Genomic DNA, 21707 nt, shown 5'->3' with positions numbered 1-21707 from the left:
TCGATTGCCGGCCGCCGCCATCTCAATCCGGCAGCGCGTTCAGGATGTACGCAGCCTCCAGCAGCGGTGCCGGCGTCACGCGCGGACCGAAGACCTGGCGGAAGGTCGCGCCGATCTCGCCGCTGCGGTAGAGCTGGGCCAGCCCGCGATTGACGGCCAGCCGGAAGGCCGGGTCACGACGCAGCATCAGCGAGTAGGTCTCGACCGAGAGATAGTCGTCGCTGAGCAGCAGCAGGGCACCGGCCGGGCTGCCGAGTACCTCGCCGACCAGGATCAGGCGGTCGGTCGCATAGGCGTCGGCACGGCCGTCGCGGACCGCGGCGACGCCGTCGGTGTGCGTCGTCACCGGCACGAAGACCGGCACCACGCCACGGCCGGCGAGCGCCTTCAGCGCCGCTTCGGTGGTGGTGCCGGCGATCACCCCGACCCGCTTGCCATTGAGATCCGGCACTTTGCGCAGCGGCGTGGCAGCGGCCGAGACGAAGGACGAGCCGTCGACCCAGGTCGTGTTGCTGAAGTCGACCTGCTCCTCGCGGCCCAGCGTGCGCGTGGTGGTGCCGCATTCGAGGTCGACGCTGCCGTCGTTGACGGCCTGCATGCGCGTGGCCACGGTCACCGGTACCCACTTCAGGTCGAGCTTGGGCAGCTTGAGCTGGGCCTGGAGCGAACTCGCGACCCGCTTGCACAGCTCGACCGAGTAGCCCGCCGGCGCGCCGTCGGTGCCCTTGAACGAGAACGGCCTCGAGTCCTCACGGTAGCCCAGCGTCAGGGTCTGGGTCTGGCTGATGCGGGCCAGCGTGTCCTTGGGCGGCGCACCGGTCGTGCTGGCACAACCGGCGAGCACGGCGGCGGCCAGCGCGAGCGCCAGCGGCATCGTGGAGCGTGACTTCATGAGGTCGACCTCGTTGAGTGACGGGAAAATCCAGTCTACGCGCGGCCATAGTCCTGCCCGCTCGACACCGCCGCATTAGGGGCCCTAGCATTGCAGTCACCATGGACGCCACGCCTGCCCCATTGCAGCTCGACGCCGCCACCGTCACCTTCATCGAAGGCGGCGTCAGCATCATCGTCGGCTCCTGCGGCGCGGACGGCGTGCCAAGCGTGGTGCGCGCCGTCGGCTGTCGCGTCAGCGCGGACCGCGCGCTGATGACCGTCCTGCTGGTCGCCTCTCAATGCAGCGCGCTGCTCGAGCAGCTGCGTGGCGGTGGACCGATCGCGGTGGTGTTCACCGAACCGCCGACCCACCGCGCGCTGCAGCTCAAGGCGCCGGGAGCGACGGTGGCCGAGGCCACGCCGACCGACTGGGCCACGGCAACCCGCCACCAGCAGCAGTTCGCGGCCGCGATCGACGCGCTCGGCTTCGGTCACGACTTCGCCTGCGCGATCCATTCCTGGCGACCGGGCGACATGGTCGCGGCGCATTTCCGTCCGACCGAGGCCTATGACCAGACGCCCGGCCCCAACGCCGGCAGCGCGCTGAAGGCGGCTTGCGCATGAGTGCGGCGCTCACGACCGGAGCGGCGCCGGTGCTGGAGGCGCTGCGCAGTTCGATGGACGGCGTGGTCCCGGCCGTGATGACCACCGTGTCGGCCGCCGGGGTGCCCAACGTGGCCTATCTGTCGCAGGTCGAGTACGTTGATCCGCAGCATGTCGCGCTGTCGTTCCAGTTCTTCAACCGCACCCGCGCCAACGTGCTGGCGACCCGGCGCGCGGTGGTGCTGGTGGTCGACCCCGTCACGGCCCAGCAGGCCCGCCTCCACATCGAGTACGACCACACCGAGGACAGCGGGCCGCTGTTCGAGCGCATGCGCGCCAAGCTGGCCGGCATCGCCTCGCACACCGGCATGGACGGCGTGTTCAGGTTGCTCGGGTCCGACGTCTACCGGGTCCGCGCGATCGAACTGGTGCCAGGTCGCACACTGCCGCCGGCCCCGCCGCGCTGTGCGCGCGGGCCGTTGCTGCGCTCGGCCAGCGAGCACCTGGCCGCGTGCAGTACGCTGGAGGCGCTGATCGACGAGACCATGGCCTGCCTGCGCGACCGCCTTGGCCTGCCGCACGCGCTGCTGCTGCTGGCCGACCCGTCGCGACAGCGGCTCTACACCGTCGCCAGCTTCGGCTACGCCGGCTCGGGCCTGGGCTCCGAGATCGAATGGGGGCAGGGGATCATCGGTGTGGCCGCGCGCGAGCGCAGCGCGATCCGCATCGGCCATGCGACCACCGCCTACCGCTACGCGCGGGCGATGCGCGACGCCGCTGCCGCCAGCGGCCTGGCCGACCCGGCGCACGCCGACATCCCGTTGCCGGGCCTGGCCGATGCGCGCAGCCAGCTCGCGGTGCCGCTGCTGGCCGGTGGTCGGGTCCAGGGCGTGCTGTTCGTCGAGAGCACCGAAGACCTGTTCTTCGACTACGACGACGAGGATCTGCTGGCCACGCTGGGCACGCAGATCGGCGCCGGCATCGCGCTGCTGCAGTCGGCGACCGACGTGGCCGACGATCCATCGACGACCGCGGTCGAGCGGACCGTGCCCAGCGGGCCGCCGCTGGTGGTGCGTCATTTCGCGCCCAACGACAGCGTCTTCCTGGACGACGACTACCTGGTCAAGGGCGTGGCCGGCGCGATCTTCTGGAAGCTCGCGCGCAGCGTCGTCGACGAGGGCCGCGACAGCTTCAGCAACCGCGAACTGCGCCTCGATGCCCGGCTGGGCCTGCCGGAGGTCGCCGACAACCTCGAGGCGCGGTTGATCCTGCTCGCGCGCCGGCTCGATGAACGCGGCGCCGGCGTGCGCATCGAGAAGACCGGCCGTGGCCGCTTCAGGCTGGACCTGCAACGCAGCCTGAAGCTGGTCGAGCTGCCGGTCGGCTGACGCTCAGGCGCCGCACAGGCCGGGCGCGACCGGCAGCTTCAGCGCCCGGCAAAGCTTGGCCCAGGCCGTGTCGTCGAGCCGATCGCGGGCGATGCCGAGCACGCCGCGGAAGGCCTCGGGCGGCATCTGGGCCTGCATGCCGGCGAGCATCTCGGCCCGCTCGACCGGTGCCAGCGCCGGCAGCATCCAGTGCAGCACCTGCGCCATCTCGGCGTCGCCGATGCTGGCGAGCAGCGCGCCATGCAGGGCCGCAAGCTCGTCGTCGCGATAGTGGGCCCACAGCGCCTGGTTGTGCGCCGTCTCCTCGATGTGCATGTGCTGCAGGTTGTCGGCGACAAACAGCGCGAGGTGGCGATACAGCCGCAGCGCGAGCACCGAACGTGCCGCGGCACCGGTGGTCGAGGCCAGCAGGTGCGCCTCGGCCGCCAACTCGGCGATCGCGATCAGGTGCTCGCCATGGTCGGCCGCGGCGCGCGCGGCGGCGCCGCCGGCACGGGCCTCGATGGCCGGATGCATGAACTCGTTCTCGTGCGCCAGATGGCGGGCGCAGAACTCGAGCAGCCCGTCGACCTGCGCCAGCGTCGCGGCACATTCGGCCGCGTCGTCGATGTCGATTCGCCCGACGCGGGCCAGGGTGTCGTTCATGAACAGCCGCAGTGCCTTGTGGATCGGCGCGTAAAGGTCCAGGCGCGGCGGCGCGTCATGCGGCACGGCCGGCGTGGCTGGAAGAGCGGCGGCAGCGCTCGGGTGTTCGGAACGGTGAAGGGTCGTCGTCAGCATCGTGGTCTCGCTCGGGGTTGCGTTGAGGGTCGCAACCTGGCGGCACGACGCAGTGACTCTAGGAGCGCCGCCGCGCCGTCGCTGCTAAATCGGCCCTAAGTCTTGGCTCACGAATCCTTAAGCGAAGCGGGGGCTACCGCCTTCCTTCGGGGGAGGACCTACAGTCGCGCCATGAGTGGGCCCGACCGCGCCTTCTGGCAACAACGCTTCGTCGAACAGCATCTGCCGTGGGACCGTGGCGGCGCCAACCCGCAGCTGGCGCGCTGGCTGGCAGACGGCACGTTGATACGTGGCGACCGCGTCGCGCTGCCGGGCTGCGGCGCCGGCCACGAGATCGAACCGCTGGCGCGCGCCGGCCTCGAGGTGACGGCGATCGACTACGCCAGCGCGGCCATCGCGCTGGTCGCCCGGCGGCTTGCCTCGAGCCCCGAGGTGCGGGCTACGCTGGTCGAAGCCGACGTACTCGCCTGGCAGCCAGGCACGCCGCTCGACGCGGTCTACGAGCAGACCTGCCTGTGCGCGCTGCACCCCGACCATTGGATTGCCTACGCGCTTCAGTTGCGGCGCTGGCTGCGTCCGGGCGGCCGCCTGTGCCTGCTGGCGATGCAGGCGCCGCGCCCGGGTGCGCGCGAAGGCCGGGTCGAAGGACCGCCTTATCACGTCGACATCAACGCGCTGCGCGCGCTACTGCCGCAGTCGGACTGGCAATGGCCGAAGCTGCCCTATGTGCGCATCGACCATCCATCGCAAGCCGACTGGGCCGAGTTGGCGCTGGTTCTGGTGCGACGCTGAAACGGCGTGCGTCGCCGTGTCGCGGTCGCGGCGCTGCGGTGACTCAGGGTTGCCCGGAGCTGGAGCCGGCGACGGCCCGCCGGTCGCGGGCCGAAAGAACAGCGCCCACTCGTTCAGCGACTGTGTGAGGTGAGCCGCGCAAGCGGCGAGGCCATGCTGATGCCCGGCGCGGCACTGCGCGCCGCGGGGCCGGCCGGTGCCCGGCTCGCCGCCTCGTCGAGCCGCTCGTCGGCCTGGCCGTCGAGCGCGCCGGCGCCATCAGGGCTGCGTCGCATGGCTACCCCGACCGCAAGGATGTCGATCACCAGCAGGTGCAGGATGCGGCTGACCATCGGCAGGTGCGTGGCCACGTCTTCCACGTGGTCGACGATCAGCGCCACGTCGGCCTTGCGCGCCAGCGGTGACTGGCTGGCGGTGATCGCGATCACCGCGGCGCCGCGCTCGCGCGCCTTGGCCACCACCTCGAGCAGTTCGGGCAGCTTGCCACCGCTGCTGATGATCACCGCGACGTCGCGCGGCTTGAGCACCGCCGCGGCCAGCAGCTGCAGGCGCGGGTCGGTATAGGCCGCGCTCGAGACGCCGAAGCGCAGGAACTTGAACTGCGCGTCCTGCGCCACCACGCCGTAGTGGCCGACCGCGTAGAACTCGACGTGGTCGGCGTGGATCAGCAGCTCGATCGCTCGGTCGATCATCGTGCGGTTGAGCTGGTTGCGCACCTCGAGGATCGCCGACGCGGTATTGCCCAGCACCTTGGCACCGAGCTCGAGCATCGAGTCGTCGTCGGTGACCTGCACATGGCTGACCGGCGCGGTGCCGGTGAGGCCCGAGGCCAGGCGCAGCTTGAAGTCCGACAGCCCCTCGCAGCCCAGCGAGCGGCAGAAGCGGATCACCGTCGGCTGGCTCACCTCGGCGGCGCGCGCGATCTCGGCGATCGGGTGGTTGAGCACCGAGCGCGGATGCGCCAGCACATGCTCGGCCACGCGCAACTCGGCGCGCGAGAGCTCGCCGCGCGCACGCCGGATCTGCTCGAGGATCGCCGAGCCGGGGGCCGCGCGCAGCCGCTTGAGTTGCGCCTCGAGGATCGCCGAGGCACCGGTGAAGGTGGCGTGCTCGGCCGTGATCACGTAGGTCGGGATGGCCGCCACGTAGGCGCTGAAGCGGCCCTTGTCCTCGAAGCGGCTGCGGAACGGCGAGCGATCGAAGTACTCGCCCAGGCGCGGCACGATGCCGCCGCCGATGTAGATGCCGCCCAGCGCCCCGAGCGTCACCGCCAGGTTGGCCGCCGCGGTGCCGAGCAGCGCGCAGAACACCTCGAGCGTGGTGACGCAGACCGCATCGCTGCCATCGAGCCCGCGCTGCGTGATCTCGGGCGCCGACAGCGGCTGCATCGGCGCGCCGGCGTGGTCGGCCAGCGCGCGGTACATCAGCTCCAGACCCGGGCCCGAGAGCAGACGCTCGAAGGACACATGGTCGAAGAACTTCCATGCGTAGCGCAGCACCGCGATCTCGCGCTCGTCGCGCGGCGAGAAGCAACTGTGGCCGCCCTCCGAGCCGAGCGAGATCCAGCCGTCGCCGGCCGGGATCAGGCCCGAGACGCCGAGGCCGGTGCCCGAACCGAGCAGGCCGATCACGCCGTGCTTGTTGGGCTCGCCGCCGCCGACCTGGCGCAGCTCGCGCGCGCCCAGCCGTGGCAGCGACATCGCCAGCGCGGTGAAGTCGTTGACCACCACCAGCGTTTCCAGGCCGAGCTGCTGGCGCATCTGCTCGATCGAGAACTGCCAGTGGTAGTTGGTCATCCGCACCTGGTCGCCGTCGACCGGGTTGGCGATCGCCACCGCCGCGTGCTCGACACGGGTCGCGGCCGGCAAGGTGGCGAGGTAGGCGCTGACCGCGGCGTGGAAATCGGCGTGGTCGGCGCAGCGCAGCGACGCGGTGCGGGTGAACTCGCCCTGCGCGGTTTCCAGCGCAAACCTGGCGTAGGTGCCGCCGATGTCGGCAATCAGCCGGGGGCTATCGAATGGGGACATGCTGGCGGTCGGACTCGCGGTGAATGGCTGTCGGCCCGGCTCGGCAACGACGCTCGGCCCAGGGCACCGATTCATTATCGGGCCGCAGGTCGGAGCCCCGAAACGGCGAGAACCAGCGCCCCGGGTGACGCAGGTCGGGCCGCAGGACGCCAGACCGACGCGTTGCAGAAGTGCCGCACTTACTGTAGCTGGATTACAGTTTCAAGCTTGAAGGTCGCCGATTTACCCGTCCGGGAACCGCTGACGCGACCAGCATGCCCCCCTGGATTCACTGGCTACAGACTGGCCGTTGCCGCCACCGCGCTGATCGCGGCAGCGTTTTGAGCGGAGCCAGTAGGTTTCATGCTATTGTTTTTGAACTGTAGTTTCGCTACCTTTGTAGTCGTTACGCGAGTCGAGCCATCAGCCTGGCCCGCGCCATGCATCCCATCACGGCGCCGCTCCGGGTGCCGGGCGTCGCGGCCCCACGGAGCGCCGCCCTTTCGTCCCGAGATGACCATGCCCGCCTGCGTCCCCCGACCCCGATCCACCGCGAAGCGCCGCGCAGGCATGCGCGCAGCGCCCTGCCCGTGCCCCGCGCCGTGAGTTCGTCCATGAGGGGCGACGCTTCGGCCGCGCACGACTCGTTTCCGCGCCTGGTTGCCGACATCGGCGGCACCAACGCCCGCTTTGGCTGGCTGGCCGACGCCGCCAGCACCGTGCAGCATGTGCGCCGCCTGCCGGTGCTGGCGCACGCGGGTCCGGCCCCGGCGGTCAATGCCTACCTCGGCGAACTCGAGCTGCTGCTGGGCACCGCGTACCGCCCACCGCGCCGGGCCGCGTTCGCGGTCGCCTCCTCGGTCGCCGGCGACCAGGTCGACCTGACCAACAGCCACTGGAGCTTCTCGCGTGCCGGGGTCGAGGCCGAACTGGACCTCGACATGCTGCTGGTGCTCAACGACTTCGAGGCACTGGCCCTGTCGCTGCCGCGCCTGGGTGCGTCACAACTGCGCAGCCATGACCAGCGGCCCCTGCCGGCGCCCGGCGGCACGCTGGCGGTGATCGGCCCCGGCACCGGCCTCGGCGTGGGCGGCGTGGTGCAGACCCGGCACGGCTGGGTCGCGCTGTCGGGCGAGGGCGGGCACGCCACGCTGTCGGCTGCCGACGACTTCGAGAGCGAGTTGCTGGCGCGCGTGCGACGCGAGTACCCGCATGTCTCGGCCGAGCGACTGCTGTCCGGCATCGGCCTGCCGGTGCTGCATGCGGCGGCCACCGCGACGACCGGCGCCACGGCCGCCGCCCTGACGGCCGAAGAGATCGTCGAGCGCGCCGCCACCGGGAGCGACCCCGACTGCGCACGCACGCTCGACCTGTTCTGCGCGCTGCTCGGCAGCTTTGCCGGCAACGTGGCGCTGACGCTCGGCGCGCGCGGCGGCGTCTACATCGGCGGCGGCATCGTGCCGCGCCTGGGCGAGCGCTTCTTCGCCTCGCGTTTTCGCGAGCGCTTCGAGGCCAAGGGCCGCTTTCGCAGCTACCTCGAAGGCATCCCGACCGTGCTGATCGTCGACACCGAGGCGGCGCTGACCGGGGCAGCTCTCGCCATCGAGCAGAGCGCGGACTGAGAGCTTCGGCGGCGGTCACGGCGACGTGGTCGCCGCCTGGTCGTCGGTCACCGCGGATCGCGCCCATCCCGCCAGCAGCGCGGGCGGAGCAGGCGCGCGATGTAGCCGAACTGATGCTGCCCCGCAGCACCTGCATAAGTAGTCCCACTACATTCCGGACTCGAAGCAGCTGTCGCGCGACGGCGACAGATTGCCGGTAAATACCCTGAAACAACGCGGCGTACGCCCATGAAACGTGGCCGCCATCAGGACATCAATGCGGCGCTAGGGTTTACTTTGGTTGGCAACATATCTAGTTTTAGTACAACATTCCATGGAGTGTTGAGGCCCTGGCCTTGCGAGCGCGGCTGCCGATCTCACACGCACGAATCTGTGTTGTTCTGAAGAACCTGAGGAGACGAGAGATGAGAACTTCCGCCAAGCAGCGGTTCGAGGGCCAAGCCCCGAAGCGCGCGTCGTTCCAGTTCAGCCCGGTGGCCGCCGGCTGCGCAGCGCTGCTGCTGGTCATCGGCAGCGCCCATGCCCAGCAGGCCGCGCCAACCCCCACGCCGGCGCCCGCCGACGCCAGCGCCAAGCCGGCGACCGAACTCGACACGGTCACCGTGACGGGCATCCGGCGCGGCATCGAGAGCGCAATCGCCGTCAAGAAGGACAACACCTCGATCGTCGAGGCGGTGTCGGCCGAGGACATCGGCAAGCTGCCCGACGTCAGCATCGCCGAGTCGATCGCGCGCCTGCCCGGCCTGTCGGCCCAGCGCGTGGCCGGTCGCGCCCAGGTGATCAGCGTGCGCGGCCTGTCGCCCGATTTCGCAACCACCCTGCTCAACGGCCGCGAGATCGTCAGCACCGGCGACAACCGCAGCGTCGAGTTCGACCAGTACCCCTCCGAACTGCTCAAGGGCGTGCTCGTCTACAAGACACCCGATGCCGCGCTGATCGGCCAGGGCCTGTCGGGCACGATCGACATGCAGACGGTCAAGCCGCTCGACTTCGCCGGCCGCGTCGTCTCGCTCAACGCGCGGGTCTCGCAGAACTCGCTGGGCTCGGCGGCCAATGCCGACTCCACCGGCAACCGCTTCTCGATCAGCTACATCGACCAGTTCGCCGACCGCACCATCGGCATCTCGCTCGGCTACGCCCACCTCGACACGCCGGTCCAGGAGCAGCAGGTCGGCCTCTACGAGCCCTGGAAGACCGATGCGCGGCCCGGCCTGCCGGCCGGCACCTGGGCCACCGACGGCATGAAGGCGCTGCGTCGCACCGGCAGCGCCCAGCGTGACGGCCTGATGGGCACGATCGAGTTCAAGCCGTCGAAGGACTTCAACAGCGTGCTCGACCTGTTTGCATCGAGGGCCAAGCAGGAGGACACCGCCAACCAGTGGGAGATGAACACCCAGTACAACGGCAACTTCCCCTGCAACCCGTCCTGCGACTACTCCAACGTCGCGGTCAACGGCAACGGCACGCTCACGAACGGCACCCTCAGCGGCGTCTATCCGCTGGTGCGTGGCATGTACAACAAGCGCGAGGACGAGATCCGCGCGATCGGCTGGAACAACAAGCTGATGCTCGGCGAGGTCAAGCTGGTCGCCGACATCAACTACTCGAAGGCCACGCGCGACGAGCTCAACCTCGAGAACAACACCCAGCTGGTGCCCGCGCCGCAGTTCGACAACGTCGAGATCGGCTTCATCAACAACGGCTTCTCGCAGATGAGGCCGACGCTGGACTACTCGGACGCGACGCGCCTGTTCCTGCGCAACACGATCTATGGCTCGGGCTACGGCAAGGTGCCCAGCGTCGAGGACGAACTCAAGGGCTTCAAGTTCGTCGGCAGCGTGCCGATGCCGGTGGCCAAGGACTTCTTCTCCGACATCAGCGCCGGCCTGAACTACGCCGACCGCTCAAAGAAGAAGCGCCAGCCCGAGGGCAACATCAACGTCGGCGCCCAGGGTGACACCGCGATCGCCCCCGACCTGCAGTACGGCCTGGTCGACCTCGGCTTCGCCGGCGTCGGCATGATCCCGTCGTGGAACGTGCCGGCCGCGGTGGCGCGCTACATGACCTTCAACCCCAGCTCGACGGCCGCGCCCTACCTGGTCGCCAAGTCCTGGGACGTCAACGAGAAGACCACCACCGGCTTCCTGCAGGCCAACATCGACTCCGACGTCTGGAGCGGCGTCAGCGTGCGCGGCAATGTCGGCGTGCAGGTGGTGCGCACCGACCAGTCGTCCGACGCCATCCAGCTGACCAACGGCGGCACGCCGACGCCGGTCTCGGATGGCAAGACCATGACCGACGTGCTGCCGAGCATGAACCTGGCGTTCGGCTTCAAGGACGATCAGTTCGTGCGCGTCGCGCTGGCCAAGCAGATGGCACGTCCGCGCGTCGACCAGCTGCGCGCGTCGATCGAGGTCAACGTCGACGACAACCCCACCAACGGCGTGCGCAACGTCAACGGCAGCGGCGGCAACCCGCAGCTCGACCCGTGGAAGGCCAACGCCTTCGACATCTCGTACGAGAAGTACTGGGGCACCAAGGCCTACGTCGCCGCGGCCTACTTCTACAAGGACCTCGACTCCTACATCTACACGCAGACCAACCCGAACTTCGACTTCACGCAGTTCACCTCCGGCATCGCGCCGAACCCGAGCTGCCCGACCTGCCCGATCTCGCCGACCGGCAGCTATTCCGCCCCGACCAATGGCCAGGGCGGCCGCCTGTCGGGCTTCGAGCTCTCGGCGTCGCTGCCCTTCGACAAGCTGACCCCGGTGCTGTCGGGCTTCGGCGTCGTGGCCAACGCGAGCTTCAACAGCAGCAACATCTCGATCAAGGATCCGGAAAGCTCGTCCAGCGTCGGCCCCGACAACATCTCGCTGCCCGGCCTGTCCGATCGCGTCTACAGCCTGACCGCGTACTACGAGAACGGCGGCTTCGAGGCACGCATCAGCGGCCGCAAGCGTTCGGACTTCATCGGCGAGATCGGCAACTTCAACGGCAACCGCACGCTGCGCTACGTGGTCGGCGAAACCATCGTCGATGCCCAGCTCGGCTACAACTTCCGCGACGGCCCGCTGAACGGACTGGGTCTGCTGTTCCAGGTCACCAACCTGACGAACGAGGCCTACCAGACCTACTTCGCCGGCGCCAAGGATCGCCCTCTCGAGTACATCAAGTGGGGCAGCACCTATTTCCTGGGTGCGAACTACAAGTTCTGAGACTGAGCTGAGCGAAGAACAGAAGCCCCCGCGGCGCGAGCCGCGGGGGCTTCCTTCTTTGGGGCCGTGAGGCTCAGCGCGCGATCAGCACGCGGCCGAACAGCGGCGGCACGCTGAAGCTCAACGTCTGGCCCTCGGCTTGTACGACCGCACCGCTCAGTACGTCGACGAAGCTGCGCCCCGCCATCGCGGGCGGCAGCCTGACACTCGCCGTCCTGGCGTTGCCCGCATTGTTGGTGGCGCTGATCGCGAAGGCGCCGGCCTGCTCGCGCGCGAGCACGATCAGGTGTTCGTCGAGCAGCAGCGGCGCATCCAACGATCCATGGCGCAGCACCGGGTGCGCCTTGCGCATCGCGAGCAAGCGCTTCACGTCGGCCTCGAGCGCGAGATCGGGCCGGCCACCGCGATCGGGCCAGGGATAGGTCGCGCGGTTGTAGGGATCGTCGCCGCCGCCGACGCCGACCTCGTCGCCGTAGTAGATCGCCGGCGAGCCGGGGAAGATGGCCTGGAACAGCGTGGCCAGTCGCAGGCGCCGCTTGGCGAGTTCCAGCGCGGCGGCGTCGCGCTCGTCGGTCGCGCCCAGCACATGCAGCGCGCGCGCTTGGTCGTGCGAGGAGACCAGGTTCATCAACGCGTAGAAGCTCTGCTTCGGGTACTGCTCGCGCATCAGCTCGATGTTGGGGTAGAGCTTGCGCGCATCGCCGCCGGCCGCGTAGTCGAGCACGGTGTTGCGGAAGATGTAGTTCATCGTCGAGTCGAAGGCATCGCCGAGGAAATGCTTCGAGGCGTCGAACCAGGTTTCGGCGATCGTGATCGCGTCCGGCTTGGCGCGCTTGACGGCCGCACGCCACTCGCGCCAGAAGTCGTCCGGCACCCAGGGCGCCACGTCCATGCGCCAGCCGGCGGCGCCGAGCTCGAGCCATTGCTGCGTCACGCCGCCCTCGCCGTAGGCGAAGGCGCGGAAGTCCTTCGAGCTCTTGTCGAGTTCGGGCAGGTCGGCCACGCCGACCCAGCCGCGGTACTGCCTGGCAGGGTCGGCCTGCATCGGATCGAAGCGGTACCAGCTCGCCCACGGTGAATCGGCGCGGATGCGCCCCGCCTCGAAGGCGCCGATGCCGGGGTACTTGCCGAAGCGGTCGAAGTAGATCGAGTCGATCCCGGTGTGGTTGAGCGAAGTGTCGGGGATCACGCGGATGCCGCGCTTCGCCGCTTCCTGCGTCAGGCGCTGGAAGTCGGCATTGCTGCCGAAGGCCGGGTCGATGCTCCGGTAGTCCGCGGTGTCGTACTTGTGGTTGCTGGCGGCGGTGAACATCGGCGTGATGTAGAGCGCGTTGGCGCCCAGATCGGCGATGTGGTCGAGCTTGTCGATCAACCCCTGGATGTCGCCGCCGAAGAAGTCGTTGTTGTAGATCGCATCGGAGCCGTCGCCGCTGCCAGGTTTGAAGGGCTTTTCGAGCCAGTTCGCGTGCAGCTCGATCGGCTTGTCCTGGTAGCCGCGCGCGCCCGGCCGCGGGTTGTTGCGCGGGTCGCCATCGCGAAAGCGGTCCGGGAAGACGTAGTAGTAGACGAGGTCGGGCGCGTAGGCCGGCACCTGGTAGTCGGCGGCGTAGACCGTCTGGCGAAAGCGGCGGATGCGCTTGAGCTGCTCCGGCAGCGGCTCGACCAGGCCGAGGCCGCCGGAACCCTTCTCGCGCGTCCAGTAGATCGCGTCGCGGTTGTTCTGGTAGGCGTAGCGCCTGCCGTTCACCTCGATCTCGAACCAGTAGCCGTAGACCGCCGGCTCGGCAAAGCGATGCGTCGCGCGCCAGCGCCCGTCGCGCAGTTCCATCGGCACGCGGGCCACCTCGCGGTACTCGAGGACTTCCTGGTTGCCTTCGAGCCGACGCTTCTCGACCACCAGCGTCGCGCGCTGCACGCCGGCCGGCGCCGCCAGCGCGAAGCGCGCCTCGGTGCCGGCCGTGATCGCACCGAAGGGCGCCTTGTGCGCGGCGTCGCGCGAGTCGAAGCGCAGGCCGAGCGCGACCGGGTCATCGACGCTGGTCGCAGCCACCGCGTGCCGTCGGCGCCAGGCCTCGACGTCGAGCGAACCCGCCGGCAAGGCCTCCAACGCGAGCTGCGGCGCGGCGCCGGCCGGCCAGCGCAGCACGAAGCGCTGCTGGCCCTCGAACGCAGCCTCGACTGCGGTGCCCTTGGGCACCAGGGTGCGCGCGCGGCCGGGCTCCAGGCGCCGGTCCGGCCCCGGGCCGGCGCCGAAGTCGGCGTCGTCCGACCAGTCCTCGTCGGCGAGCTTGAAGGGATGCTCGCCCTTCAGCGCGGCCAGCAATTCGTGGTGGTCGCAGACCCAGGCGAAGCGCTCGTTCTCGGTCGCCGCCCAGTTGTTGAAGGCGCCACGCAGGTAGAGGTCGCGGCCGGCCAGCGGCGCCGGCAGGCAACCGGGGTCCGGCTTGACGGGGGCGACCGGCGCCTGCCGCGGCGCCGGCGCGTTGACCGCGCACGCGCTCAGCAGCAGCGCAGCCACGGCGGGCAGCGCGCGGTTTGCGGTCGGCTTCATTGCCCGGGCACGGATTCGGAGCCGCGCACGAAGACCTGCACCGACTGCGGCGCCAGCGTGATCGCCGCGTTGCCGTCGGCGCCCACCGCCAGCGGCGCGGCGCCGGCCGGATAGGCCGCCTGCAGCGGCTTGCCGGCACCGAGCGCTGGCACGCTGAGCGCGGCCGGCGTGGTGCCGTAGTTGATCAGCACCAGGCTCTGCTCGTCGCCGAGCCGGCGCTGGAAGCCGATCGCCTGGCCCGCGACAAAGGGCCGCTCGTAGCTGCCCTGCGCGATCGACGGCAGGCGGTTGCGCAGCCCGATCATCGACTTGTAGAAGTTGAACAGCGAGTCCGGGTCGCGCCGCTGCGCCTCGGCGTTGTGGCTCGCGGCGTTCGGCGCGATCGGCCGGAACGGCTTGATGCCCTCGCGCGCGAAGCCGGCGTTGGGCCCGGCGCTCCAGCTCATCGGCGAGCGCAACGGATGGTCGGGATCCGCCGGCGCGTCGGCGCCGGCCTGTCCGATCTCCTCGCCGTAATAGATGTAGGGCGTGCCGGGCAGCAGCAGGTAGCTGGCCGCGGCCAGCCGGTACTGGCGCTGGTCGCCCTTGACCTGGTCCCAGAGCCGCGCGCCGGCGAAATGGTCGTGATTGGAAATCATCGTCGCCATGCCGCCCGGCGCCGCGACGAAGTAGTCGGCGACGAAGCGCAGCGCGGCCTCGTCGGCGCCGCCCGACTTCACGGCCTTGACGATGTTCGATTCGAGGTTGAAGGCGAAGGCGCTGCCACAGACCTGCGGCAGGCCGTAGACCTTGGGATTCGCGGTGGCCTCGCAGACGACGTGGCGACCGGGATAGCGGTGCACCAGTTGCGTCAGTTCGCGCGTGAGCTTGCGGCTCTCGGGCTGGTCGTTCCACTCCACCGCGTCACGCTCCACCAGGTGCGGCACCGCGTCGAGGCGGAAGCCGTCGATGCCGCGGTTGAGCCAGAAGCGCAGGCTGTCCTCGTGGTAGGCCAGCACCTTCGGGTTGAGGAAGTTGAAGTCCGGCATGTGCGGGCCGAAGGTGCCGAAGTAGGCGCCGTTCGGGGTCTGCGTCCACGGGTCCTTGTCCCAGATGTCCCAGCCCTTGGGCGCCCTGCCCTGCCAGACATACCAGTCGCGGAACGGGCTCTGGCGGCTCGCGGCGGCGCTGGCGAACAGCGGGTGCTCCTTGGCGCTGTGGTTGATCACGTAGTCGGTGATCACGCCGATGCCGCGCTTGTGGGCCTCGCGGATCAGTTCGTCGAAGTCGGCCAGCGCGCCGTAGTCGCGCTCGATGGCGCGGAAGTCGGTGGTGGCGTAGCCATGGTCGCGGTCGGCGCTTTGCTGGATCGGCATCAGCCAGATGCCCTTGATGCCGAGGTCCTGGAGGTAGTCGAGGCGCGCAATGAGTCCGCGCAGGTCGCCGATGCCGTCGCCGTCGCTGTCCTGGTAGGCGCGCACGAAGACCTCCATGAAGGCGCCATGCTGCCAGCCGGGGGCCAGCGGGCTGGCCGTGACGCGCGGCGGGACGTGGCTCAGGTCGACCGGCGGGGTCGCGGCGGCGGACGCGAGCGCGACCAGCAGGCCAAGGGCAAGACTTGTGTTTCGGAACATGGTGGGACTGTGTGGACGCGCCCGGAGGCCGTGGCATCGAAGCCGGAGGAATGTTCTACGGAAGCAGAAACCGACGCCACCATACTGTAGCCAAACTACAGCACAACATCGTGAACCAATGAGGCCATCGCTTGGTAGTTACCCTGAAGAACCTGGCCCATTGATGTAGTTTTGCTACTGTATTATCGCGCCGCCAAAGACCGATCGCCGCCTGCCCGCGGCCGCGACGGCGACCACATGACGAGAGCGGACAGCGATGGGCCCAGGAGACAACAGGAGCATGCGTCCAGGCGCGCGGCCGACGGCCGTGCTGGCCTCGGCGCTGGTGCTCGGGCTCGCGGCGGGCGCGGCGCCGGCCGTCGCCGCACCCGCGCTGGCAGACTGCAACAGCGCCGAGCACGCCGTGCTGCTGGCGCCGGCCGCCACCACGCGGCGCGAGGCGCGCGCCCATTGGCTCGACCGGCGCCTGCTGGCATGGCCGGGCGCGCCGGTCAGCGGCCGCTACCGGCTCCATCACGCCGAGCGTGGCGCCCTGCTCGCCGAGCCCGGCATGCCGGTGCGCGGCGCCGACGGCGCGCTCACGCTCGACATTCGCGCCGAGCCGCTGCCGGCCGCGCTCGCCGAGCGCTTTGCCTTCGTCGGCGCGGGGGCGCGGCTCGAGCTGGCGGCCTTGCCGCCGGCGCGGCTACAGGCGCTGCATCGCGGGCAATTGCTGCTGGTCCGTGAAGACGATGCCGGCCGCGTGATCGAGGCCACCGGCCTGCAGCCGGCCGGCGCGCTCGACGATCTGTACGCCGCCGCGGCCGGTCTCGACGACCTGGGCGTCGTGGTCCAGCGCGCCGACCCGCGCGCCGGCGCGCCGGGCAGCACGCGCTTCCGGCTCTGGGCGCCGAGCGCCCGCAGCGTCGCGCTGTGCCTGTACGGCAAGCCGGCCGGCAAGGCGCTGTCGACGCTGCCGATGCAGTGGGACGCGCACAGCGGCAGCTGGTCGGCGCGCCAGGGTGTCGACCTCAGCGGCGCCTACTACCGCTATCTGGTCGAGGTCTTCGTGCCCGGCGTCGGCATCGTGCGCAACGCGGTCACCGACCCGTACGCGGTGAGCCTGTCGGCCGACTCGGCCCGCAGCTACGTGGCCGATCTCGCCTCGGCCGCGCTGAAGCCGCCCGGCTGGGATGCGCACACCGTGCCGCAGGGCGCGCGCGCCGCCACCGACCAGGTGATCTATGAGCTGCACGTGCGCGACTTCTCGATCAACGACGCCAGCGTGCCGGTCGCGCGCCGCGGCAAGTACGCTGCCTTCGCAGAAGCCGGATCGGCCGGCATGCGCCACCTGCGCGCGCTGGCCGCGGCCGGCTTGAGCGACGTCCACCTGCTGCCGGTGTTCGACTTCGGCAGCGTGCCCGAGCGCGGCTGCCTGATCCCGGCGATCCCGGCCGACGCCACTGCCGACGGCACCACGCAGCGCAACGCGGTCAAGGCCGTGGCCGAGCGCGACTGCTTCAACTGGGGCTACGACCCCTTCCACTTCAACGCGCCCGAGGGCAGCTACGCCAGCGACGCCGAGGACGGCGCGGCGCGCGTGATCGAGTTCCGCCAGATGGTGCAGGCGCTGCACGCGGCCGGGCTGCGCGTGGGCATGGACGTCGTCTACAACCACACCTATGCCTCGGGCCAGCATCCGAAGTCGGTGCTCGACCGCATCGTCCCCGGCTACTACCACCGGCTCGACGCCGACGGCCAGGTCGAGCGCAGCACCTGCTGCGACAACACCGCGACCGAGCACTTGATGATGGGCAAGCTGATGCTCGATTCGGTGCGGCTGTGGGCGCGGGAGTACCGGATCGACTCGTTCCGCTTCGACCTGATGGGCCACCAGCCGCGCGCGGCGATGGTGGCGCTGAAGGCGCTGCTGGCGGCCGACAACGGGCGCGAGATCCACCTGCTCGGCGAGGGCTGGAACTTCGGCGAGGTGGCCGATGGCAAGCGCTTCGTTCAGGCCTCGCAACTGTCGCTGGGCGGCAGCGGCATCGGCACCTTCAGCGACCGCGCGCGTGACGCGATCCGCGGCGGCGGTGCCGGCGACGGCGAGCAGGAACTGCAGTCACGCCGCGGCTACGTGACCGGCCTGAACTTCGAGGACAGCGACCAGGCCAGCGCCTCGATCGAGCCCTTGCTGCGCGCCGCCGACCTGGTGCGCGTCGGCCTGGCCGGCTCGCTGCGCGACTACGAGCTCACGACCCACTCCGGCGAACGCAAGCCGCTCGCCCGCATCGACTACGCCGGCCAGCCCGCCGGCTACGCGAGCCAGCCGGGCGAAGTGGTGAACTACGTGGAGAACCACGACAACCACACACTGTGGGACGTGGCGGCCTTCAAGCTGCCGCGCGGCACCAGCAGCGCCGAGCGCGCGCGGGTGCAGATGCTGGCGGCGGCGCTGAACATGTTCAGCCAAGGCATCGCCTACTTTCACGCCGGCATCGACCTGCTGCGCAGCAAGTCGCTCGACGCCAACAGCTACGACTCGGGCGACTGGTTCAACCGCATCGACTGGAGCTACCGCCAGAACCACTTCGGCAGTGGCCTGCCGCCGACCCATGGCACGCCGGCCTACGACGCGCTGGCAGCCCCTCTGTTGCGCGACGAGCGCCTGCGCGCGCAGCCAGCCGACATCGGCTTCGCGCGCGATCAGTTCCTCGACCTGTTGCGCATCCGCCAGAGCAGCGCGCTGCTGCGCCTGCCCGATGCCGACGCGGTGCGCGCGCGGCTGAGCTTTCCGAACAGCGGCGCCCGCCAGAACCCGCGCGTGATGGCCGGCCGGCTCGACGGCCGCCGCCTGGACGGCGCCGGCTTCGCCGAGCTGCTGTACCTCGTCAACGTCGATCCGCGCGCGCAGACGCTGGAGCTGCCCGAGCTGGCCGGCCGCAACTACAGGCTGCATCCGGTGCATCTCGGTGAAAACGCCGCCGACCGACGGCCGCGCGAATCGGCAAGCTACGAGCCTGCGAGCGGGCGCTTCGTCGTGCCGGGCAGCAGCGCCGTGGTCTACGTCGTCGTGCAATGACAAGAAGAACCCAGCCGTGAACATCCCGCTCCAGAAGTTCGCCCTCGCGCTATGCCTCGCGGCCGGTGCCGCGGCCAGCCCCGCCGCCACCATCACCATCGCCTGCGGCTCGACCAGCAACGAGCTCGAGGTCTGCAAGAAGCACGCGGACGCCTGGGCCCGTCGCACCGGCAACGAGGTGAAAACCTTCTCGCCGCCGGCCAACCCGACCGAGGCGCTGGCGCTCTACCGCCAACTGCTCGGCGCGCGCTCGACCGACGTCGACATCATCCTGATCGACGCCGTCTGGCCCGGCGTGCTCAAGGACCACCTGCTCGACCTGAAGGCCTACACCAAGGGCGCCGAGAACGAGCATTACCCGGCGATCATCCAGAACAACACGGTGAACGGTCGCCTGGTCGGCATGCCCTGGTACGTCGACGCCGGGCTGCTGTACTACCGCAAGGACTTGCTCGCCAAGCACGGTCTGAGCGTGCCGCTGACGTGGGCCGAACTCGGCGCCGGCGCGAAGAAGATCCAGGCCGCGGAGCGCGCGGCCGGCGTCAAGGACTTCCACGGCTTCGTGTTCCAGGCCAAGGCCTACGAGGGCCTGACCTGCAACGCGCTGGAGTGGGTCGCGAGCTGGGGTGGCGGCACGATCGTCGAGCCCGACGGCACGATCTCGATCAACAACGCCGGCGCGGCCGGCGCGCTGAACATGGCGGCCGGCTGGATCGGCAGCATCGCGCCGATCGGCGTGCTGAACTACGGCGAGGAAGACACGCGCGGCGTGTTCCAGAACGGCCAGGCGCTCTACATGCGCAACTGGCCCTACGCATGGGCGCTGCTCAACGCGCCCGACAGTCCGGTGAATGGCAAGGTCGGCGTCGCCGCGCTGCCGCGCGGCGAGGGCGCCGGCGCCAAGAGCGCGGCCACGCTCGGCGGCTGGCAATTGGCGGTGAACCGCTACTCGCCGAACGCCGAGGCCGCGGTCGACTTGCTGCTCTACATGACCGGACCGGTGGTGCAGAAGGACCGCGCGATCAAGGGCTCGTTCAACCCGACCCGACCCGCGCTCTACGGCGATGCCGACATCGCGCGCGCCAACCCCTTCATGGCCAACCTGCGCGAGGTCTTCGCCAACGCGGTGGCGCGGCCATCGACCGTGACCGGTCTGAAGTACCCGTCAGTCAGCCAGTCGTTCTGGGACGCGACGCACGACGTGCTGTCCAAGGAAGCCCAGGGCGAGGACGCCACCCGCCGCCTCGAAGGCAAGCTGCGCCTGATCCGCCGCGGCCAGTGGTGACGAGGACAGGCCGCTGAAATGAAGAACAACCGCACCCGCACCGCCTGGATCTTCCTGGCGCCGATGATCGTCGCGATGATCGTCGTCGCGGCCTGGCCGCTCGGACGCTCGATCTGGTTCTCCTTCACCGAGACCAACCTCAACGAGCTGAGCAACAGCCGCTTCATCGGCCTCGAGAACTACTTCGGCGAGTACGGGCTGTTCTTCAACCCGAACTACACCGACGGCTTCTGGAAGAGCGACTGGGGCATCTCGATCCGCAACACCTTCAAGTTCGCGATCGTCTCGGTGCTGCTCGAGACGCTGGCCGGCCTCGGCGTGGCGCTGCTGCTGAACCAAGCCTTCCACGGCCGCGCGCTGGTGCGCACCGCGGTGCTGGTGCCCTGGGCGATCCCGACCATCGTCTCGGCCAAGATGTGGGGCTGGATGCTGCACGACCAGTTCGGCGTCATCAACGACCTGCTGCTGCGCGCCGGGCTCATCAGCGAGAAGATCGCGTGGACCGCCGAGCCGGCCTTCGCGATGTGGACGGTGGTCGCGGTCGACGTCTGGAAGACCACGCCCTTCATGGCGCTGCTGATCCTGGCCGCGCTGCAGACCCTGCCCAAGGATTGCTACGAGGCCGCGCGCGTGGATGGCGTGCACCCGCTGCGCGTGTTCTGGAAGATCACGCTGCCGCTGATCAAGCACCCGCTGATGGTGGCGGTGGTGTTCCGCCTGCTCGACGCGCTGCGGGTCTTCGACCTGATCTACGTGCTGACCTCGAACAGCAGCCGCACGATCAGCATGTCGGGCTTCGTGCGACGCGAGATGGTCGACAACGGCAACGTCGGCTTCGGCTCGGCGGCCTCGACCTCGCTGTTCCTGATCATCCTGCTGTCGGCGCTGCTGTTCATGCGCGCGGCGCGGCTCAAGCTGGCGGAGGACGCGCAATGAACCAGCGCTCGCTACCGGCCAGCATTGCCATCTACGGCTTTGCCGCGCTGCTCGTCTTCGTCTCGGTCTTCCCGCTGTTCTACGCGGTCTCGACCTCGCTGAAGACCGGCGCCGCGCTGTTCGACACCAATCTGTGGCCCTCGCAGCCGACGCTGCACAACTACCTCGCGCTGTTCCAGGGCGAGCAGCTGTTCGGCCGCCATCTCTGGAACTCGATCTTCGTGGCCACGCTGACGGTGGGCTTCGCGCTGCTGATGGGCGTGACGGCGTCGTATGCGCTCGGCCGCATCCAGTTCAAGGGCAAGGGCCTGCTGCTGCTGACGATCCTCGGCGTCTCGATGTTCCCGCAGGTCGCGGTGCTCTCGGGCATGTTCGAACTGATCAAGGCGCTCGGCCTCTACAACCGTGCGCTCGGCCTGGTCGTGCCCTACACCGTGTTCACGCTGCCGTTCACGGTGTGGATCCTCAGCACCTTCATGCGCCAGCTGCCCAAGGAGCTGGAAGAGGCCGCGATCATGGATGGCTGCGGCCCGCTGCGCATCATCTTCTCGGTCTTCATGCCGCTGCTGTGGCCGGCGCTGGTGTCGACCGGGCTGCTGGCCTTCATCGGCGCCTGGAACGAGTTCCTGTTCGCGCTGACCTTCGTCGTCGACGACACGCAGCGCACGGTGCCGGTCAGCATCTCGCAGATGGCAGGCTCCAATGCCTTCGAGATCCCGTGGGGCAGCATCATGGCCGCCTCGGTGATCGTGACCGTGCCGCTGCTGCTGCTGGTGCTGGTGTTCCAGCGCAAGATCGTCTCGGGGCTGACGGCGGGCGCCGTCAAGGGATGAAGCTGGACCACGCCAATGCTCGCAACAGACGTTCGATCGGAACGGCTGTTAGCGGCGCATTGCGGTCGTTCGGCTTTCCTGGTGTTCGATCGCTTCGCCAAGCCACGGCCGGGCGGCGTGCTCCGCTTCACTGCGGCGGTCGTCCC

General features: G+C 69.6%; 14 protein-coding genes. 9 read left to right on the top strand and 5 right to left on the bottom strand.

Features of this window, described 5'->3' with window-relative positions; all coding sequences use genetic code 11:
- Positions 1 to 22: 22 nt before the first annotated feature.
- On the bottom strand, positions 23 to 892 hold the full coding sequence (locus tag EV670_RS00100) for an amino acid ABC transporter substrate-binding protein (RefSeq protein WP_130429796.1): 870 nt from the start codon (positions 890 to 892) through the stop codon (positions 23 to 25).
- A gap of 101 nt (positions 893 to 993) precedes the next feature.
- Here EV670_RS00100 and EV670_RS00095 point away from each other — a divergent pair, with 101 nt between their 5' ends.
- Together EV670_RS00095 and EV670_RS00090 are read left to right on the top strand one after the other, a co-directional pair.
- Positions 994 to 1497 carry a hypothetical protein gene (locus tag EV670_RS00095; RefSeq protein ID WP_130429795.1) on the top strand — a complete coding sequence of 168 codons (504 nt, stop codon included), beginning with the start codon at positions 994 to 996 and terminating at the stop codon, positions 1495 to 1497.
- Positions 1494 to 2864 (top strand): GAF domain-containing protein, encoded by a 1371-nt coding sequence (locus tag EV670_RS00090; RefSeq protein WP_130429794.1) that lies wholly within the window; start codon positions 1494 to 1496, stop codon positions 2862 to 2864. The genes EV670_RS00095 and EV670_RS00090 overlap by 4 nt, the downstream gene beginning before the upstream one ends.
- A 3-nt stretch (positions 2865 to 2867) precedes the next feature.
- Here the strand turns inward: EV670_RS00090 and EV670_RS00085 are convergent, their stop codons facing one another.
- Positions 2868 to 3644, bottom strand: a complete 777-nt coding sequence (locus EV670_RS00085; protein WP_242616774.1) for a hemerythrin domain-containing protein — start codon at positions 3642 to 3644, stop codon at positions 2868 to 2870.
- A gap of 171 nt (positions 3645 to 3815) precedes the next feature.
- Between EV670_RS00085 and EV670_RS00080 the strand changes: the two genes are divergently transcribed.
- Positions 3816 to 4436 carry a methyltransferase domain-containing protein gene (locus EV670_RS00080; protein ID WP_130429793.1) on the top strand — a complete coding sequence of 207 codons (621 nt, stop codon included), beginning with the start codon at positions 3816 to 3818 and terminating at the stop codon, positions 4434 to 4436.
- Between the two features lie 113 nt (positions 4437 to 4549).
- On the opposite strand, the gene EV670_RS00075 is transcribed toward EV670_RS00080, so the two are convergent.
- On the bottom strand, positions 4550 to 6463 hold the full coding sequence (locus EV670_RS00075) for a glucokinase (protein WP_130429792.1): 1914 nt from the start codon (positions 6461 to 6463) through the stop codon (positions 4550 to 4552).
- A gap of 593 nt (positions 6464 to 7056) precedes the next feature.
- On the opposite strand from EV670_RS00075, the gene glk reads away from it, so the two are divergent.
- Entirely contained in the window at positions 7057 to 8064 is a 1008-nt protein-coding gene (glk, locus tag EV670_RS00070) for a glucokinase (RefSeq protein WP_130429791.1), read from the top strand.
- Positions 8065 to 8468: 404 nt separating this feature from the next.
- Positions 8469 to 11282, top strand: a complete 2814-nt coding sequence (locus EV670_RS00065; RefSeq protein WP_130429790.1) for a TonB-dependent receptor — start codon at positions 8469 to 8471, stop codon at positions 11280 to 11282.
- 73 nt (positions 11283 to 11355) lie between these two features.
- Here the strand turns inward: EV670_RS00065 and EV670_RS00060 are convergent, their stop codons facing one another.
- Both EV670_RS00060 and EV670_RS00055 read right to left on the bottom strand, forming a co-directional pair.
- Positions 11356 to 13833: a glycoside hydrolase family 13 protein gene (locus tag EV670_RS00060; protein ID WP_130429789.1), complete on the bottom strand. Its 2478-nt coding sequence runs from the start codon at positions 13831 to 13833 to the stop codon at positions 11356 to 11358.
- A complete protein-coding gene (locus EV670_RS00055; RefSeq protein ID WP_130429788.1) occupies positions 13830 to 15446 on the bottom strand; it encodes an alpha-amylase family glycosyl hydrolase in 1617 nt (538 codons plus the stop codon). The genes EV670_RS00060 and EV670_RS00055 overlap by 4 nt, the downstream gene beginning before the upstream one ends.
- Positions 15447 to 15726: 280 nt before the next feature.
- On the opposite strand from EV670_RS00055, the gene EV670_RS00050 reads away from it, so the two are divergent.
- From EV670_RS00050 to EV670_RS00035, 4 genes are read left to right on the top strand one after another with little or no spacing between them, the layout of a single operon-like run.
- Positions 15727 to 18507, top strand: coding sequence for an alpha-1,6-glucosidase domain-containing protein (locus EV670_RS00050; RefSeq protein ID WP_130429787.1), 2781 nt, complete (start codon positions 15727 to 15729; stop codon positions 18505 to 18507).
- 16 nt (positions 18508 to 18523) lie between these two features.
- Entirely contained in the window at positions 18524 to 19792 is a 1269-nt protein-coding gene (locus EV670_RS00045; protein WP_130429786.1) for an ABC transporter substrate-binding protein, read from the top strand.
- Positions 19793 to 19810: 18 nt separating this feature from the next.
- On the top strand, positions 19811 to 20728 hold the full coding sequence (locus EV670_RS00040; protein ID WP_130429785.1) for a carbohydrate ABC transporter permease: 918 nt from the start codon (positions 19811 to 19813) through the stop codon (positions 20726 to 20728).
- Positions 20725 to 21561, top strand: a complete 837-nt coding sequence (locus tag EV670_RS00035) for a carbohydrate ABC transporter permease (protein WP_130429784.1) — start codon at positions 20725 to 20727, stop codon at positions 21559 to 21561. The genes EV670_RS00040 and EV670_RS00035 overlap by 4 nt, the downstream gene beginning before the upstream one ends.
- The last annotated feature ends 146 nt before the right edge of the window (positions 21562 to 21707 follow it).

The organism is Rivibacter subsaxonicus, from assembly GCF_004217215.1.
In the GTDB taxonomy this organism is placed as follows: Bacteria; Pseudomonadota; Gammaproteobacteria; order Burkholderiales; family Burkholderiaceae_C; genus Rivibacter; species Rivibacter subsaxonicus.
This window is presented reverse-complemented; position numbering and strand designations above follow the sequence as displayed.

Coding starts and splice junctions, on each gene's coding strand:
- EV670_RS00100 (WP_130429796.1), bottom strand. CDS start 892: ATGAAGTCACGCTCCACGATGCCGCTGGCGCTCGCGCTGGCCGCCGCC.
- EV670_RS00095 (WP_130429795.1), top strand. CDS start 994: ATGGACGCCACGCCTGCCCCATTGCAGCTCGACGCCGCCACCGTCACC.
- EV670_RS00090 (WP_130429794.1), top strand. CDS start 1,494: ATGAGTGCGGCGCTCACGACCGGAGCGGCGCCGGTGCTGGAGGCGCTG.
- EV670_RS00085 (WP_242616774.1), bottom strand. CDS start 3,644: ATGCTGACGACGACCCTTCACCGTTCCGAACACCCGAGCGCTGCCGCC.
- EV670_RS00080 (WP_130429793.1), top strand. CDS start 3,816: ATGAGTGGGCCCGACCGCGCCTTCTGGCAACAACGCTTCGTCGAACAG.
- EV670_RS00075 (WP_130429792.1), bottom strand. CDS start 6,463: ATGTCCCCATTCGATAGCCCCCGGCTGATTGCCGACATCGGCGGCACC.
- glk (WP_130429791.1), top strand. CDS start 7,057: ATGAGGGGCGACGCTTCGGCCGCGCACGACTCGTTTCCGCGCCTGGTT.
- EV670_RS00065 (WP_130429790.1), top strand. CDS start 8,469: ATGAGAACTTCCGCCAAGCAGCGGTTCGAGGGCCAAGCCCCGAAGCGC.
- EV670_RS00060 (WP_130429789.1), bottom strand. CDS start 13,833: ATGAAGCCGACCGCAAACCGCGCGCTGCCCGCCGTGGCTGCGCTGCTG.
- EV670_RS00055 (WP_130429788.1), bottom strand. CDS start 15,446: ATGTTCCGAAACACAAGTCTTGCCCTTGGCCTGCTGGTCGCGCTCGCG.
- EV670_RS00050 (WP_130429787.1), top strand. CDS start 15,727: ATGCGTCCAGGCGCGCGGCCGACGGCCGTGCTGGCCTCGGCGCTGGTG.
- EV670_RS00040 (WP_130429785.1), top strand. CDS start 19,811: ATGAAGAACAACCGCACCCGCACCGCCTGGATCTTCCTGGCGCCGATG.
- EV670_RS00035 (WP_130429784.1), top strand. CDS start 20,725: ATGAACCAGCGCTCGCTACCGGCCAGCATTGCCATCTACGGCTTTGCC.